Below are 16,083 nucleotides of genomic sequence, written 5' to 3'. Positions count from 1 at the left end.
ATGACAGCCAGCTATGACTACATCATCGTCGGGGCAGGCACGGCAGGCTGCACCTTGGCCAACAGGCTGTCGGAAGACCGGAACGTGTCCGTCCTCCTGCTTGAGGCTGGCGGCAAGGACAATTACCCCTGGATCCATATTCCGGTGGGCTATCTCTACTGCATCTCCAATCCGCGGACGGACTGGTGCTTTTCGACCGAGGCTGAACCGGGCCTCAACGGCCGCATCCTCAACTATCCGCGCGGCAAGGTGCTTGGCGGCTGCTCGTCGATCAACGGCATGATCTATATGCGCGGGCAGGCGCGCGATTACGATCTGTGGCGGCAGGATGGCTGTGCCGGATGGGGCTGGGACGATGTCCTGCCCTATTTCCGCAAGTCGGAAGATTACTATCTCGGCAGCGATGAATTTCACGGATCGGGCGGCGAATGGCGCGTGGAAGAGGCGCGCCTGCACTGGGATATTCTCGATGCGTTCAGGGATGCTGCCGAAGCGGCGGGGATCCCGCGCACCGACGATTTCAATCGCGGCGACAATGAAGGCAGTTCCTATTTCAAGGTCAACCAGAAACGCGGCATCCGCTGGAACACGGCAAAGGCGTTTCTTCGCCCGGCAATGAAGCGTGCGAACCTGACGGTCGAAACCGGAGCCCATGTCCGTAAGCTCGTTATCGACAATCTGACAGCCGGGGGCGTGGAGATCGAACAGGCGGGAGCCATCCGCACGATCCACTGCCGCCGCGAGGTGATCCTGGCGGCAGGCGCCGTCGGCTCGCCGCAGATTCTTGAATTGTCCGGCATCGGCCGCGGCGATGTCATGCAGAACGCCGGAATCACTCCGGTTCTTGAACGGCGCTCGGTTGGTGAAAACCTGCAGGATCACCTGCAACTGCGCTGCGCCTATAAGGTGACGGGCATTGCGACACTCAATGAAAAGGCCAACCGCCTTTTGGGCAAGGCATCGATTGCCCTGGAATACCTCATCAACCAGTCAGGCCCGATGTCGATGGCCCCAAGCCAGCTGGGGGTATTCACCCGCTCCGATCCGTCTTTTGCGACGGCGAACCTGCAATATCACGTGCAGCCGCTATCCTTGGAAAAGTTCGGCGAGAACGTCCATCCCTTCCCCGCCTTTACCGCCAGCGTCTGCAATCTGCGGCCGGAAAGCCGTGGTTCCGTTCACATCAAATCACCGGATTATCGGGCGCATCCGGCCATCCGGCCGAATTACCTGACAACGGACAGCGACCGCCGTGTCGCGGCGGATTCAATCCGCATCACCCGCAACATCGTGGCGCAAAAGCCGCTGCAGCGCTACAGGCCGGAAGAATTCAAGCCGGGGCCGCGCTATCAGAGCGAGGCGGAGCTGATCGAGGCGGCAGGCGCCATCGGCACGACGATCTTTCATCCTGTCGGCACCTGCCGCATGGGCGCCGATCGGGAGTCGGTGGTCGATCCCCAGCTGCGCGTGCGGGGTATAAAGGGATTGCGCATCGCTGATGCATCCGTCATGCCGACCATTACGTCGGGCAATACCAACGCGCCGACGATCATGATTGCGGAAAAGGCAGCGGAAATGATCGCCCGCGCCTGATCACCGGATGGTAATAGGAACACTCATGGAAGCGCGCGAACCAATATAGTCGTCTGGTGCGGAGGGAGCAGGTGACGCTTTGCGCACTGTTTCAAGTGCATATCTGTCAACCTCTGGATTACCGGAACTGCCCGTTATGCTGGACGATACAATGTTGCCGTCTCGGGTTAAGGTGAACGTTATACGCACATTACCTGCTCCCCGGTTGCGCGCGCCTGCACGTCGGGCGTAGCGTGCCAGATAGGAATTCACTTTTTCACTCCACGTCTGTGCAGCACGCGCAGCGCTTGCACGAGACACGCTTGGCTGCTGCCTGGCTTCCACAACGGTATCGCTTTTCACGTCCGTGACCTGTGTCTTCACCGGCTTGCGGACGACCTTCTTCGGCATGTCCTTTTTGGGCACATCCGGCTTTTTCTGTTCGGGACGCACAATGGGCAACGGCACTTCCGCCTTCGGCAGCTCAACCGTTTTTTCCGGCTGCGGCTCCTCCGGGACCACCTGCTCTTCCGGCACTGGCTGTTCGACGGGCTGCGGCTCAGGTTCGGGTTCGACCGGCTTTTCCGGCGGCATGTCAGGCGCCTTGGCTTCCTGCTGGACAGGCTCCGGTGTGATCTTCTCCGGCTCGACCGGCGGCAGCTCGGCAACGGCTTCCGGGATCACGGGAGCCGGCAGCGGCTCCATATCGATCATCACAGCGGCGGCAATATCTCCCGCCTTCGCTTCCGGCTGGTACCGATATCCGTACCATCCCGCACCGGCATGCAAGCCGGCCATCACAATGCCGGCGGCGGACCACAGGCCTATTTCGCGCCAGTTCAGCTGAAACCGTCCCGCCCCGCGTGCTGTCGGCTCGCCCGACATCACTGCGCACTTCCAGCGGGCACCGACGGGGCACTTTCGAGCCCGACGAGGGCGATCTTGAGATAGCCATTGTCACGCAACGTGTTCATCAAATCCATCAGCGCGCCATAGTCCACGGCCCGGTCGGCACGCAGGAACACGCGCGTTTCCTTGTCGCCCTGCGTCTTCTGATCGAGGAAGGCGCCCAGCGTTTCCTTCGCCACCGTGTCATTGACGATCGCAATGGTATGATCGTCCTTCAGCGTGAGATAGAGGGGCTGGTCGGGCCGGGTGGCAGGCGCCGCCGTCGACGCCGGCAGGTCGACATTGATATCGACGGTGGCGAGCGGTGCCGCCACCATGAAAATAATCAGCAGAACCAGCATGACGTCGATGAATGGTGTCACGTTGATTTCGTGGTTTTCCTGCAATTCGTCATCGGAAACGTTGTGCCTGATACCGCCGGCCATGATCTCTACCTTTACTCCGCCGCAGCGGCACGGGGCTGATGCACCGGCGGCACCAGCGCAAAATCCACGTCGCGGCTGACAAGCCGTTCAACACCTGCCGAGGCGTCGGCCAGCAACTGGCGATAGCCGGTGATGGATCGGGCAAACACGTTGTAGATGACGACTGCGGGGATCGCGGCGACAAGACCGATGGCGGTCGCAAGCAAGGCTTCGGCGATGCCCGGCGCGACAATGGCAAGATTGGTCGTCTGCGATTCTGAAATGCCGATGAAGGAATTCATGATGCCCCATACCGTGCCGAAGAGACCGACGAACGGCGCCGTTGAGCCGATGGTCGCAAGCACGCCCGTGCCCCGGCTCATGCGGCGGCCGGCCTGCGCCTCGATGCGCGACAAGCGGGAGGAAACACGCTCCTTCAAGCCGTCAGCACCCGCATAACTCTGCGCTTCCTGCGACAGGCGCACTTCCTCGCGTGCGGCATTGACCAGTTGGGCCCCCGGTCCGCCGCGGCCTTCCAGTGCCTTTTCGGCATCGCGCAGGGTGCGCGCACTGCCGATGGCGTTCAGCGCGCGATGGGCGCGAACCCTGGCCCCGGCCAGTTCCAGCGTCTTGGCCAGCCAGACAGTCCAGGTTACGAGCGACGCGAAAGCCAGTCCGATCATCACCCCCTTCACCACCCAATCCGCCGCCATAAACATGCCCCAGGGAGACAAATTGTGCGGGAGGGTTGCCTTGGTGACGGCGGCCGGTGCGGACGGCGCCGGAGCGGCCTGGAGAACGGGCGCAGGCGCCGCTTGAGGTGCCGGAGCGGCTTCAACCGGGCTTTGCTGGATGGTCTGAGGCTGCGCCGCCTGCGGCGCGCCTTCTTGCGCCATCACTGGAGAAGCCAGCAACAACAGGACCGGAAGGACGACCGTCCCTGCCCTGATACGCCCTGAAACATTCCGCTTCACTGGAAATCCGCCTGTGCTTTTGCGCATGACTCTTATCTTTCGCTTCTTCCGCCATCTCAGCCATCGGGCCGGAAACTCTGTCAGCTCTCAGCGGGTCCGATGCGTGGCGTTTGATCTGGTGGAGCGGCTGTAATATTGTTGAGTATAATAATCAACAATTAACTTCTGCAACCCCAAGTTTTAGGGCAAGGGCATTTGGGGCATTTTGCGCGTCTCAATCGTCCCGCCTGGCGCTGTCGCCGTCAAAACCGCGCCGCCAGTAGGCCACAACAAGATGCTTGGAGCGCTCATGTTTTCGCTCCTTGCGCAGATGCGCCCGGATTTGCTTGAAATCGGCGAACTCACAGCCGGCCCAGACAAAGGTGTCGGGGGAAATGATGGAGGAGTCGAGGCCTTCAACGATCCCGGCAAGCCTGCCGGTCGTCCCGGCGGGTGCGCCATCGCGATACACCCAGCGAACATCGACTGTTGCTGCCGATTGCAGGGGTTGCCTGTCAGCGGGGCTGTCGATCTCAAGAATGACGGTCGCCTCGGCCTCCGCAGGCAGCGTTTCCAGAATCCGGCCAATTGCGGGCAAGGCTGTTTCGTCGCCGACCAGGAGATATCGCCGCGCGTCTTCCACGCCGCCGCCGCCGGGGCCTGTCATTCCGACAATGCCGCCCGGTTTGGCATTCAATGCCCAAGTCGATCCCGGCGTATCGTTGCCGGGATGAACGACCATGTCGATGTCGACTTCGCCACGCTCAATGTCGATGGTACGGATAGTATAGACGCGGGCGATCAGCGCATCGTCCCCCTCCGGCCAGACCGGACGGCCATCGCGCCCCATGGTCGGCCAAACCGGCTTTCGGCCTTCCGGCGCGAACAGCAGCCGGATATGCAGGCCGCCAATCGCAAACCGGGCAAGATTGGCACCGCGCAAGCGGATGCGCCGCATATGGGGTGTGAGATCGCGGGCGCTCACCACCCGCATTTCGCGGAAGTAAGGCAGTTCGGTACTGGCCAGACCATCGCCCACCCATGACAGTTGCGGCTTCTCCGTGCCGGCGAAGCCCAGAAGACTATCGGCCAACACCATGCGGACGTAGGCCAGCGATGTTTCATCATCGGCCTCGACATCGAGAGACAGGATATCGCCGGCAATCGTCAGATGCGCCTTGCCATAGGGCGTCTCAATGCGCCCCTCCGCATCATCACGTTCGACGCGTGCATGCTCGGAAAAGACGTTGCAGAGCTTGTCCAGCATGTCCTGCGGCGCCTGAAGTTTAACCGTGGCGGAGCTGCTCAGAACGGTCGGCATGGCAGACATGGGTATTCTCCTGGCATTGCGCTTCCGCCGTCTATCCATTGCGGATGACCATGCGGGGCCGCCGGGACCATATTAAAATATGAATAATTAAGTCAAGTATTAAAGCAAAAATTTCCGCCTGCATGAAGGCAAGCCTGCCAGCCCCCTTCAGGAATCGTCAGACGATACCCCAGGCGCGGTAGCGGCCCCGCCCGGTCATCTCCCGCACACCCAATTCGGCAATGAGATTGAGCGCGCCCCGCGGCGTCACTTTCAGCTCCTTGGCAATCAGCGCCGTTGAAACCATCGGCCGTGACAGAATGAGATCGATCATGCCGGGCAGGCTGGATGTCGAGCGGCGGTCCTTCAGCTTGCGTTCCATCTGGACGCGGGCGAGGCTCAACCGGTCGATCTCTTTCAGACTGGCAATGGCCGATGATTGCGCGGCTTCCAGAAAGGCCGTGAGCCGCGTGTTGCGGTCACGGGCGCGGCGGCGATCGCGCGGTATCGCGCGCAACCCCGCATTGAAGACCGCCAGATGCGCCCGCGTCTTCATGCGCTCGCGCAACATGGAGGCGACCAGCATCGGGCCAAGCCAGTGCTGGTGCTGCAGTGGCTCGATTTCCTCCCACGCATCCCAGAGCAGAGCCGCGGCCAGCATGGGCGGCAGATCGCGGGTGCGATCCATGACCGCGAACCATTCCTCCATCCTGCCGTCTTCATCCCAGTCCGGATCGTAAATCAGAGAATCTCCATCCGGCGTCAGATGACCGGGAGAGATTGCTTCCGCTCTGGCCGGTGCAGTGTCACGCGTTTCCTTGGGCTGCTTCAGCAGGCGTTCCGAACGGTCGAGCAGCGCATCCAGCCTTGCCAGTTCTTCCTCGAAAGCGCTTTCCGCTTCTGACCCCGGCTCGGAGGCAGCCTCGATGTCGAGCCCGCGCACCGGTTCGCTGATAATCGGCGCGAGAAGCGCATCGCTACCCCAGCGCCCGCGCAGGCTGGCAATGCCCTTCGGGCTCAGTGCCCATTGTGCGGGACTGGAGGCGATCTGACGCCGGGTTCGCAGAATTGCGTGCGCCCGGGTCAATTCATGGGTTGGCGTCCTGATATCCATGCGGGCGTCGTGCAGGACAAGGTCCTCCACATGAACAAGTTCACCCGCCAGCCACAGCGCGTTGCAGGCTTCCATGAAATGCGACCGGGCAATCCAGCCTTCGTTTTCGCGCAACAAGCCGTCTTTGGACTGGCGGCTGCCCAGCGCACCGAAATCGCCCTTGCGCGCCACCCGTTCATCCAGCCGTGCAAGTGCATCTTCCGCGGCGACAACCGGGCGAAGCAGGTCTTTCAGGGAATAGTTCGTAGAATCATAAGCCATTGAAATCATGATAGGGGAATAGTGAAAGTGAAGCTATTGCCCAAGATGGAAAACGGCGTCCATCCATCCGGATATCAAAGAATGCCGAAGCGGAAGGCGCCCTTTTTATCCCCGCTCGACCGGGCGCGGGCGCCGAAAACCAGAGAGGGATGGTCCTCGATCATGACGGCGATGAGCCGCAGCGACGCTGCGGCCTGCAGGGCCAGCGGGCGCGCCGACATCCCGGGAATGTCCGCTGCCATTGACCGGGCGGATGCGACATAGCCTGCGACGGCTCCGGTGTCCTGCGTCTGCAGGCTTATCATTCTCGCCAATTGCGCCAGGTTTTCCGAAACGCGATCGGCAATATCGTGCTCGAGCCGCCCCCATGACAACAGCCGCCGCAACCGGATGATTTCCGCCCCGAGGGTGACCGATGACAGGGCGTCGTCCAGCAGGGTTTCCCCCGCCTCCCGCATGGTCCTGAGAATCGGCATCAACTGGTTGATGCGGTCATAGGCAAGGCTGTTGAATGCGGACGGGCTCGGAACCCGGTCACGCAGACAGAGCCGGACAATATCCGTTCGCAACGCGCCCATCATCCGGTTCACCGTCACCTGCGGCCGCTTCGGTAGAACAACAATGAAGACGAGAAGCCCGATGAGGATGCCGACCAGAACCGACAGTGAGGTTTCCATGAAAACCTGCGGTTCAAACACCATCGCCTCATGCGGCTTGAGGAAGACGATGAAATTGATGGCGAAAGCGGTTGCCGGCCCGACATGGCGCGGATCTGCCATCAGCAGCGCCGCCGGTACGAGGATGGGAACGATGAATAGGGCAAACCAGAACAGACCGGGGAAAGACGGCAGGATCAACTGTCCCAGAACAAAGGCAAACGGAACGGCGTACAACGTGCCCTTGAAAAATCCCCAGCTCGTCTGCAGCGGGTTGGGCATCGATGCGAACAGGCTGCACACCACTGCGACGATAATCGCCGCCGCCGCCGCATCCGCATGCCGGCTTTCCATCCAGTAGGCCGTCATCAGGGCTGTCGCGACAACAGCGCGAACCGCATTCACCAGGGCCGTGCTGTGATCCCGGTAGACCGGCAATGCCGGCGGCTTCCTGCTGCCAGCCATATATTGCGAGCGGCTGCGCAGCGCCGAAAGACCGTTCAACGTCGCCTTGAGCCCGTCGAGAAACTCACCCAGCAGCGTCAAACGGGCCATCATGCCGATGCTGTCATCGCCCCACGGTCTGCCTTTCAGCTCGGCAATTTCGGCTGCGATGATATCCACCCTGCCGAGCCACGGCTCAACGGCGTCAACCTTGAAGTCACGCGCCATGTCGTCCAGCAATACCCCGAGTTTGTCACGCAGGCTGCTCCATGTCCCATCGGACGAGGCCCGATGCGCGACAAGGATGTTCACAATCGACAGGCATGACATGAGATGCCCCACCGTATGGCGGGAATGGCGGCCATGCGTGACAAGGCTGGGGGCTTCCAGCCGTGCGTGAGCCCGCATGGCGGCAAGCGCCTGCGTGTCCGCGATCAGCTTCCTGTGCGCCGCCTTCAGGTGCCCGGCATCGCGCCCGGCAATCGCATCGCTGGTATAGCGCGCCAGATCGGCGATGCAGTTTTCCAGGCCTTCCACCAGCGCCGTTCGCGCAAGCTGCGGTTGAAAAAAGCGGCTGGCCACACCGGCACAGACGATGCCGAGCATAATCTCGGTGCAGCGTGCATAGGCAAATTCTGTCAAGAGATGCGGATGGCCAAACGCCGGGAGTGCGATAATGACGGCGGTATAGCCCGCAAGAGCCGCACCGTAGGATTCCGGGTTCCGCAACATCGAGGCCGCGTAGGTGCACAATGCCACCCACAGGGCGATCGATGCCACAAACAGCCATCGCACATCACCTGTCGCGGCGGTGATGGCCATCGCCGCCAAAGCCCCGATCAGTGTTCCGGCCAGACGAAACAATCCCTTGCTGATGACCATGCCGGCTATCGGTTGCGACACGATAAAGACAGTCATCATTGCCCATTGCGGCTGCTGCAGGTTCAACGCAAAGGCTGCCGTGAGGGCAAAAAGCGCCGCGACATTCGTTCTCAGCGCAAATACCCAGGCCGTCCGGCCGGGCCATGCGGGATGTTGCATGATGGTGTGGATGGATTGAAACATGGCGTCCGATCTGGCAGCTCCCCGTCCTCAATATATTTCACAGACAGGCGGCACAACGGAAAGACGCTGCATGGCCGTGCGTCTTCTTGCCACCTCGGCTTCATCCCAACTCTTGCCGGGCAACAACGCCTTCAATGGTCCCATTGTGTCACAAACGTGACATCCAACGGGCGCATGATTGCATGGCGACCATCACCCTAACGAGGACCATTTTATGCGTAGATTGCTCAGTCTGCTGACAGCGTTTGCTTTTGTTGGCCTTACCGCCGCCTATGCCGGCGAGGTCAAACCTTTCAGCGATAGTAAGGAAATCGACCTCCTGACCATTTTGCCCCCGCCTCCCGCCAATGATTCGGCACAGACCAAGGCAGAAATCGGCGAAGTTCTTACCTTGCAAGTGACGCGGACACCGGAAATGGTTGCCCGCGCCCAGGCCGATGCCGAGGAAAATGTCTGGCGTTTCGCCGACGTTCTGGGGCCGGATTTCAACAAGGACAAATTGCCGAAGCTTGCTGCTTTTTTCGACCGGGTTGTTGAAACCGAAGGCGCCGTCGTTGATCCGGCAAAGGATGTGTTCAAGCGTCCGCGTCCGCATCAGCTGAACGATCTCGTGAAGCCTGCCGTCAAGCCTTCCAATTCCGGTGCATGGCCCTCCGGTCACACGACCGTTGGCACGCTGATGGGCATTGTTCTGTCCAACATGGTTCCGGAAAAGAAGGCGGAAATCATGGCCCGCGCCTGGGAATACGGCAACAACCGCATCGTTGGCGGCATTCACTATCGTTCCGACGTGGAAATGGGCCGCATTTCCGGCAGCGTCATTGCCGCGACAATCATGAAGCATGACAACTTCAAGGCCGAATACGAGCCTGCGAAGGCAGAGCTGCGCGCTGCGTTGGGTCTCGGCGGCGCCTGATAGCATCTGCGCCGGCCATTTCCCCGACAATGCCCGCCATGCGTGTTCTTCACGCATGGCGGATTAACCATCTACGACTTTGGTCGTACGTTCGAGCCTGACCTTCGCCCGATGCACGAACGACGGAACAGGGTTACTTTCCGGCCCAACGCTTCACGAAAGCGTGATAACTGGAAGAGACAGCTATGTTCAGACCAAACCAGACGTGGCTCGCACCGCAGGTTAAACCCGCTGTTCCTGGCCACGCATCCACGACGGCCGCATGATCATGCGTTATCAGATACAGTTGCTTTCCATTGAATATTTTGCCCTGTCGCTTCTGCTTGGCCTTGTGCTGATACCCCTTCTCTCGTCTGATTTCTGGAACGCTTTGCGCGATAAAGTGATGATCCTGTTGAATTTTGCAGGCGGATGGAGAAAAGGGACAGCCGCGCGACAGGATGAATCCGCCAATCTGACGGAATCGGCGTCAATGCGCCCCCATCCGTCCTATCGATTGCCTGAGGGTCATCGCACAACGCCGAAGCCCCGTTACAAGAGCAAGGGTGGCATTCGCTCCGCCGAGTGGTATGGAACAAGGAACCGGCCAGTGAGACGTCGGCTTAAATAACCGGCGAGGAATGAAAACGTGAGTTTTTTGCATGCTCTTCGTTTGCGTGGTCTGTTCGTCAAACTGGTGCTGATGTTCATGATCGTCGGCTTTGGCGCGCTTTTCCTCGTCAGTATCCTCATGAGCCAGTTTTCCTCCGGCCGCTACGAGAGCAGCATCCGGAACTTCTTCAATGGCCTCGATCAACAACAACTGACCGCTCTGGCATCGGGCACTGATCCGCGCGACAAGGAAGCCTGCACCGTGCTGGCCAGCAAGATATTCTGGAATGTGGTTCGATCCGGCGTCACGCGGGTATCCGATTTCGGCATCATGTTTTCGTTTTTTCACAGCGGCCGGATGCAGGTCCGGATCATTGATGATAACGGCATGGTGTGTGCCACCCAGCCGGACGCGACGCCCCTGCTCGGCAAGGCGCTGAGCGAGGCGGCGCATGACGAACAGCCGAATTTCATTCAAAGGGACAATGACGACTGGGCCATGGTCAAGCGGGTAGCACTGCCGCTGGCCAACAACACCCAGGCATTGATCGGGCTTCATTACTGGTCGCAATGGGAGCTTTACGACGAAGTGCTCGATGCCACCGTTTATGACTATATCCGCACATTCATCCTGATCAACTCGATGGGGGCGAGTGTTGCGGCGTTGTTTGTCTGGCGGCTGTTCCGGCGAATCAAACGGGCGACAAACGCCGCGGACCAATGGGCCGCAGGCGATCTGCGGGCCCGCATCAAGGACGGTTCAAGAGATGAATTCGGGCGGCTGATGCAACGCTTCAACAGCATGGCGGATGCAATATCCAAGAGCTTCGATACGCAGAAGGCGCTGGCCATATCGGTGGAACGCAACCGCATCGCGCGCGACCTGCATGATACCGCCAAACAGCGCAGTTTTGTGCTTGGTCTGAAGCTCACCGAACTGGAATATGAGGCGCAGGGGCACGCGCCGCTGCTGCCGACGGTGGAATCGGCCCGGCGCCTGGCCGATCATTTGCAGCAGGATCTGGAGAACGTCGTTTCCGGCTTCAACCTGCCCGCGATTGCCGATTACGGCCTGTATGAAACATTGCTGCGCAGCGTCCGCGATCTGCTGGCGGGATCAGGCGTGCAATGGTCGATCAATTGGCCTGAAAATGCCCGCTCCGCTTTTGACGGCGTCCCGGAAATAGCCCAGGAATTGCTCATGGTCACCCACGAAGCCGTGGCAAACGCCCTGCGCCATGCGCAGTGCCGCAACATTCGCATCGACTGCAAGCCCGGCGCCCGCTGGCACTGGAGCATTACCGATGACGGCCAGGGTTTCGATATCGGCAAGGCTCCCTTTGGCATGGGATTGTCGAACATGCGCTGGCGTGCGAACACATTGCCCGGCGGCATCATAACAATCCAATCGGAAGCAACCGGCACATCCGTCGATGTGTCGTTCAAGCTACCCGTGGCGGGGCAATCATGAGCACAACAATAGTCATTGCCGATGATCATGCCGTGGTACGCGAAGGCATTCGCGGGCTGCTGCGCATCGATCCCGGTTTCACTGTCCTTGCGGAGGCCGAAAACGGCGAGACCGCCATATCGATGGTGCGCGAACACCGCCCCGACGTTCTCCTGCTGGATTTGATGATGCCGGGAATGGGCGATGCTGCGGAAGCCATGATCGGCCTCATCCGCAAGGCGAGCCCCGAAACCCATATCATGATTTTGACATCCAGTGACGACGACCGGCTGGCTTTCAAAGCCATTGAGGCCGGGGCCCATTCGTTCCTGCTGAAATCCATGCGCGGCGAACATTTGATGAATGCGATTCATGCGGCCAGCAAGGGGACGCCGACACTGCACCCCCTCGTGGCGCAGCGCCTTCTCAATTCCATCCGCAACCCGCAGCCGCGCCAGTTCGAGGATCTCACGGCCCGCGAGCTTGAAGTTCTGCGCTGCCTGGCCGAAGGCGGCAGCAATGCGAAGATCGCCGCCGAACTCAACATCACGGAAAAGACAGTGAAAGCCCATCTGGGAAGCATCATGTCAAAGCTGGACCTGACCGACCGCACCCAGGCGGTCGCCCTCGCCTGGCGCGCCGGCCTGATGAAGCAATAGCGCGAACGGAAACCCAGCTCAGGCAGCACCGGACGTCCGGTCCGGATTGCGCCGCAAGGTGTTCATTTCCGCTCTTTCCCGCGCCATGTTGCTGACTGCCGCCCGCAGGGTCGGATGCCGCGACATGAAGACGTTGAAATCACGGCGATCAAGCACAAGAAACTCGCAGAAATCGATGGCGACGACATCCGCCGTGCGCCGTCCGCCGCTCAGCAGCGCCATTTCTCCGAAGAATGCTCCGGGCTCAAGCCGCACCGGTTCGCTGTCGAGCTGGACCTCCACCGCGCCCGAAGCAATGAAATACATCCCATCGCCGCGATCGCCGATCCGGATGATCCGTTCGCCGGGCGATGCGGATTTGGGTTTGAACAGCAGCAGGAGTTCCTCCTGCGCGTGCTCATCCACTTGCGCAAACAACGGGAAAGTGTCGATCAGCTGCTGCATCTTGAGCTGGTGCTGCCGGTTGCGCTCCTCATTGATCGCCCGGATATCGCCGAGTTCACGCGCCAGCGCTTCCTCCCGCCTTTTGCCGTAGCCGGCAAAAAATACCGGCCACCGGCGATGGATGCTGTTCTCCACCCCCTCGGCGGCCAGAAACACCAGCGGATTGATGGTGATCGAGAGGATTGCGCCGGCAAGGATGATATCCTGGCCTTCCCGTGGCAGCAGGCCGAGCGTCACACCGAGACCGGCGAGAATGAACGAGAATTCGCCGATCTGCGCCAGGCTGGCCGCGACCGTCAGGCCCATGCCCACAGGGAAACGCAGCAAAAGCACGATGCAGAACGCAATCAGCGACTTGCCGAAAATAATCAGCGCGAGCGCGCCCAGCACGGCCATGGGTTCGCGCAGCAGGATGGACGGGTCGAACAGCATGCCCACGGAAATGAAAAACAGCACCGAGAATGCATTCTGCAGCGGCAGCGAGTCCGCCGCCGCCCTGTGACTGAGGTTCGACTCACTCATCACGACGCCGGCGAAGAATGCTCCAAGCGCAAAGGACACGCCAAAGATCTCCGTCGCTCCGAACGCGATACCGAGGGCAATGGCAAGAACCGAGAGGGTGAACAACTCCTGCGATCCCGTCCGCGCCACCAGGGTCAGCAGCCACGGCACAACCTTCGGGCCCAGGAAGATCGCCATGACGGCGAAGGCCCCGACCTTGAGCAGGGTGATCGCAATGGTCAGCACCAGCGGCATTCCGCCCGCAGCGGCCTGTCCGGCCGCACCGCCGGCATGCGCACCCAGAATTTCTGCGAGGGCCGGCAGGAGCACCAGCGCCAGCACCATCGCCAGATCTTCCACGATGAGCCAGCCGACGGCGACGCGCCCGTTGGCGGAGTTGACGAGATTGCGCTCTTCCAGCGCCTTCAGGAGCACGACCGTGCTGGCGACCGAAAGGCTCAGGCCCAAAACCAGCCCGGCACCGATCCCCCATCCCCACAGCGAGGCCAGGCCGACACCAAGCAGGGTCGCCAGCACGATCTGTGCAACCGCACCGGGCACGGCAATACCGCGGACAGCCAGCAATTCGGAGGCGGAGAAATGCAGGCCGACACCGAACATCAGAAGGATGACACCCATCTCGGCAAGCTGCGATGCGAGCGCAGCGTCGGCGATGAAGCCCGGGGTAAAGGGCCCCATCAGAATCCCGGCGACGAGATAACCGACCAGCGGCGGCAGACGCAGACGATCCGCGAGATAGCCGCACACCGCCGCAAAAACAAAACTGACCGCCACAGTGGCAATTAAGGAAACTTCGTGATGCACGTCCGCCCTTCGGTTTTTATGAATTCCCGCTCCGTCCAGGCACCGCTGGCCCGGCTCCAACCCATACAAGCTAGATTGCTCCGAACATAGCCCAATTTCGCGCTGGACAAACCAAAGATCGGCGGTTCGGGCAAGCTGGAATCGTCTGGTAACATCCGCATGGTGTCTGGCCGGGCCGCGGCGAAAGGATGCCTACCGGATCGACCGGGGCGGACAGCCCTGCGCGCCCTTCGGCTTCAGCAGGTCTTCAAGACCAATGCGCCGGAACATCTCGGCGCGGACGCGGTCCGCGACGCCGTTGACGATCTCGGCGCCATCCTGCGACGGATCGATATGTGTGCGGAACGGGCGGGTTCCGAACGGCCTGCCAATCACATCGACAATCGCCGTGGCGACGGCACCGGCATCCGCGTCGGCTGGCTCCAGCGCAGCGAGGCCTTTCAGGGCCTGTTCCGAAACACCGGCATAGGGCCCTTCATTGTACTCCTCCGCCCGTTCCTTGTCGGCGGGCGAACCGGAATGGGCAAAGTGATTGGTGCCCTTGGTGAAGGCGCCGGGAACGATGATTGCAGTTTCAATACCCCAGCGGGTGAGTTCCGCTGCATAGGATACGGCGAGCGAATCCATTGCCGCCTTGGCAGCGAAATAGGGCGACAGGTATGGCGGCGTGCCGCCGCGGGTGCTGGAGGAGGAAACCCAGACAACCAACCCCTTTTCCTGCCTGCGCAGATGGGGGAGTGCCGCGCGGTTGACCCGCTGCGTCGACAGCACGTTGATGTCATAGAGTTCGGCGAACTGTTCCGGTGTGAATGCCTCTGCGGGACCGAAAGACATGTGACCGGCATTGTGCATGACCACATCGAGACGGCCCGCCTCGGCGATGATTTTGGCTATACCGGCTTCCACGGATACGTCGGAAGCAACGTCCAGTTCCACCGAACGCAGATCAACGCCATGTTCAGCGGCGAAGGCGGCTGCCTCGGCGACCTGCGGCGCGTTGCGCCCCTCAGTCGCCCGCATTCCGGCGTAAACCGTGTGGCCTGCCTTTGCCAGGGCACGGGCCGTGAGAGCGCCAAAACCGCTGGACGCGCCGGTGACGACGATAACTTGCTTGTTCATGATCATAGTCCTTCCTGTTTCGTGATGGTTGTCTGCAGGAGATACAGGTCAGGCGACGCCGCCATTGGCACGCAGGATCTGGCCATTGATCCAGCCGGCATCGGGACCGGCAAGGAAGGCAACGACGCTGGCGATATCGTCCGGCTGGCCCAACCGCTCGAGCGGCGGCATCTTGGCAAACTGCGCGACAAGCTCGTCGCTCTTGCCATTCAGGAACAGGTCGGTGGCGATCGGTCCGGGAGCCACGGCATTGACAGTGATGTTGCGGCCGCGCAGTTCCTTGGCAAAGACGCGGGTGAACGCTTCGACGGCAGCCTTGGTGCCGTTGTAAACGGCATAACCCGGCATGTTCAGCGCGAGGGTCGTGCTGGAGAAGTTGACGATCCGGCCGCCATCATTCAACCGCCTGGCGGCTTCGCGCAGGGTATTGAACGTTCCCTTGACGTTGATGCCGAAATGGCGGTCAAACTCCGCATCGCTGGTTTCGGCGAGGGGAAGCGTCTTGAGAATACCGGCATTGTTGACGAGCACATCGACACCGCCGAACGCGGCTTCGGCCGCATCGAACATGCGCGCAACCGCCTGCGCATCACTGACGTCGGCCTTGGCGGTCAAAGCCCTGCCGCCGCTCGCTTCGATCCGGCGAGCCAGTTCTTCAGCTGGCGCAGCATCGCCGGAATAATTGATGACGACTGTGAAATCATCCGACGCCAGGCGCCGGGCGATGGCTGCACCGATACCGCGCGATGCGCCGGTGACGATTGCGATCTTCTTTTTGGCTTGTGTCATGGTCTTTCTCCTTCATGTCTGCGCCGCAGCGCTGTTGATGAAGGCACCATGCATCATTTATTTTTCGGGATAATCATGCGATAACTGGCATCACTATTCGAG

Annotated in this window: 14 protein-coding genes; 5 read left to right on the top strand and 9 right to left on the bottom strand. The window is 60.8% G+C overall.

Annotated elements, in window-relative coordinates:
• Complete coding sequence (locus tag RDL77_RS06335; RefSeq protein ID WP_288192212.1) at positions 1–1,593, top strand: GMC family oxidoreductase; 1,593 nt, start codon at positions 1–3, stop codon at positions 1,591–1,593.
• On the opposite strand, the gene RDL77_RS06330 is transcribed toward RDL77_RS06335, so the two are convergent.
• The 6 genes from RDL77_RS06330 to RDL77_RS06305 form a co-directional block, all read right to left on the bottom strand.
• Positions 1,594–2,457, bottom strand: coding sequence for an energy transducer TonB (locus RDL77_RS06330; RefSeq protein WP_288192269.1), 864 nt, complete (start codon positions 2,455–2,457; stop codon positions 1,594–1,596).
• A complete protein-coding gene (exbD, locus tag RDL77_RS06325; protein WP_288192211.1) occupies positions 2,457–2,906 on the bottom strand; it encodes a TonB system transport protein ExbD in 450 nt (149 codons plus the stop codon). Before exbD ends, RDL77_RS06330 begins: the two co-directional genes overlap by 1 nt.
• Positions 2,907–2,917: 11 nt before the next feature.
• On the bottom strand, positions 2,918–3,781 hold the full coding sequence (exbB, locus tag RDL77_RS06320) for a tonB-system energizer ExbB (protein WP_288192268.1): 864 nt from the start codon (positions 3,779–3,781) through the stop codon (positions 2,918–2,920).
• A 292-nt stretch (positions 3,782–4,073) separates the two neighbouring features.
• Complete coding sequence (locus RDL77_RS06315) at positions 4,074–5,168, bottom strand: siderophore-interacting protein (RefSeq protein ID WP_288192210.1); 1,095 nt, start codon at positions 5,166–5,168, stop codon at positions 4,074–4,076.
• A 157-nt stretch (positions 5,169–5,325) separates the two neighbouring features.
• The gene (locus tag RDL77_RS06310) at positions 5,326–6,522 is read right to left on the bottom strand and encodes an RHE_PE00001 family protein (protein WP_288192209.1); all 1,197 of its coding nucleotides are present in this window, start codon (positions 6,520–6,522) and stop codon (positions 5,326–5,328) included.
• A 74-nt stretch (positions 6,523–6,596) separates the two neighbouring features.
• On the bottom strand, positions 6,597–8,687 hold the full coding sequence (locus tag RDL77_RS06305; RefSeq protein WP_288192208.1) for an FUSC family protein: 2,091 nt from the start codon (positions 8,685–8,687) through the stop codon (positions 6,597–6,599).
• 214 nt (positions 8,688–8,901) lie between these two features.
• On the opposite strand from RDL77_RS06305, the gene RDL77_RS06300 reads away from it, so the two are divergent.
• The 4 genes from RDL77_RS06300 to RDL77_RS06285 all read left to right on the top strand — a co-directional run bounded on the left by RDL77_RS06300 (position 8,902) and on the right by RDL77_RS06285 (position 12,303).
• Positions 8,902–9,603: a phosphatase PAP2 family protein gene (locus RDL77_RS06300; protein ID WP_288192207.1), complete on the top strand. Its 702-nt coding sequence runs from the start codon at positions 8,902–8,904 to the stop codon at positions 9,601–9,603.
• A 262-nt stretch (positions 9,604–9,865) separates the two neighbouring features.
• Positions 9,866–10,213 carry a hypothetical protein gene (locus RDL77_RS06295; protein WP_288192206.1) on the top strand — a complete coding sequence of 116 codons (348 nt, stop codon included), beginning with the start codon at positions 9,866–9,868 and terminating at the stop codon, positions 10,211–10,213.
• 18 nt (positions 10,214–10,231) lie between these two features.
• Positions 10,232–11,665, top strand: coding sequence for a HAMP domain-containing protein (locus RDL77_RS06290; protein WP_288192205.1), 1,434 nt, complete (start codon positions 10,232–10,234; stop codon positions 11,663–11,665).
• On the top strand, positions 11,662–12,303 hold the full coding sequence (locus RDL77_RS06285) for a response regulator transcription factor (protein ID WP_223614835.1): 642 nt from the start codon (positions 11,662–11,664) through the stop codon (positions 12,301–12,303). Before RDL77_RS06290 ends, RDL77_RS06285 begins: the two co-directional genes overlap by 4 nt.
• An 18-nt stretch (positions 12,304–12,321) precedes the next feature.
• Here the strand turns inward: RDL77_RS06285 and RDL77_RS06280 are convergent, their stop codons facing one another.
• From RDL77_RS06280 to RDL77_RS06270, 3 genes are all read right to left on the bottom strand, one after another.
• Positions 12,322–14,073 (bottom strand): cation:proton antiporter, encoded by a 1,752-nt coding sequence (locus tag RDL77_RS06280; protein WP_288192204.1) that lies wholly within the window; start codon positions 14,071–14,073, stop codon positions 12,322–12,324.
• Positions 14,074–14,265: 192 nt separating this feature from the next.
• Positions 14,266–15,192: an SDR family oxidoreductase gene (locus tag RDL77_RS06275; RefSeq protein ID WP_288192203.1), complete on the bottom strand. Its 927-nt coding sequence runs from the start codon at positions 15,190–15,192 to the stop codon at positions 14,266–14,268.
• Between the two features lie 48 nt (positions 15,193–15,240).
• On the bottom strand, positions 15,241–15,981 hold the full coding sequence (locus RDL77_RS06270) for an SDR family oxidoreductase (RefSeq protein WP_223614832.1): 741 nt from the start codon (positions 15,979–15,981) through the stop codon (positions 15,241–15,243).
• Positions 15,982–16,083 lie beyond the last annotated feature (102 nt).

This window comes from uncultured Phyllobacterium sp. (genome assembly GCF_902479695.1).
GTDB classification, from domain to species: Bacteria; Pseudomonadota; Alphaproteobacteria; order Rhizobiales; family Rhizobiaceae; genus Phyllobacterium; species Phyllobacterium calauticae.
The sequence above is the reverse complement of the archived record's forward strand: the minus strand, read 5'-3'. Positions and strand labels throughout refer to the sequence as shown.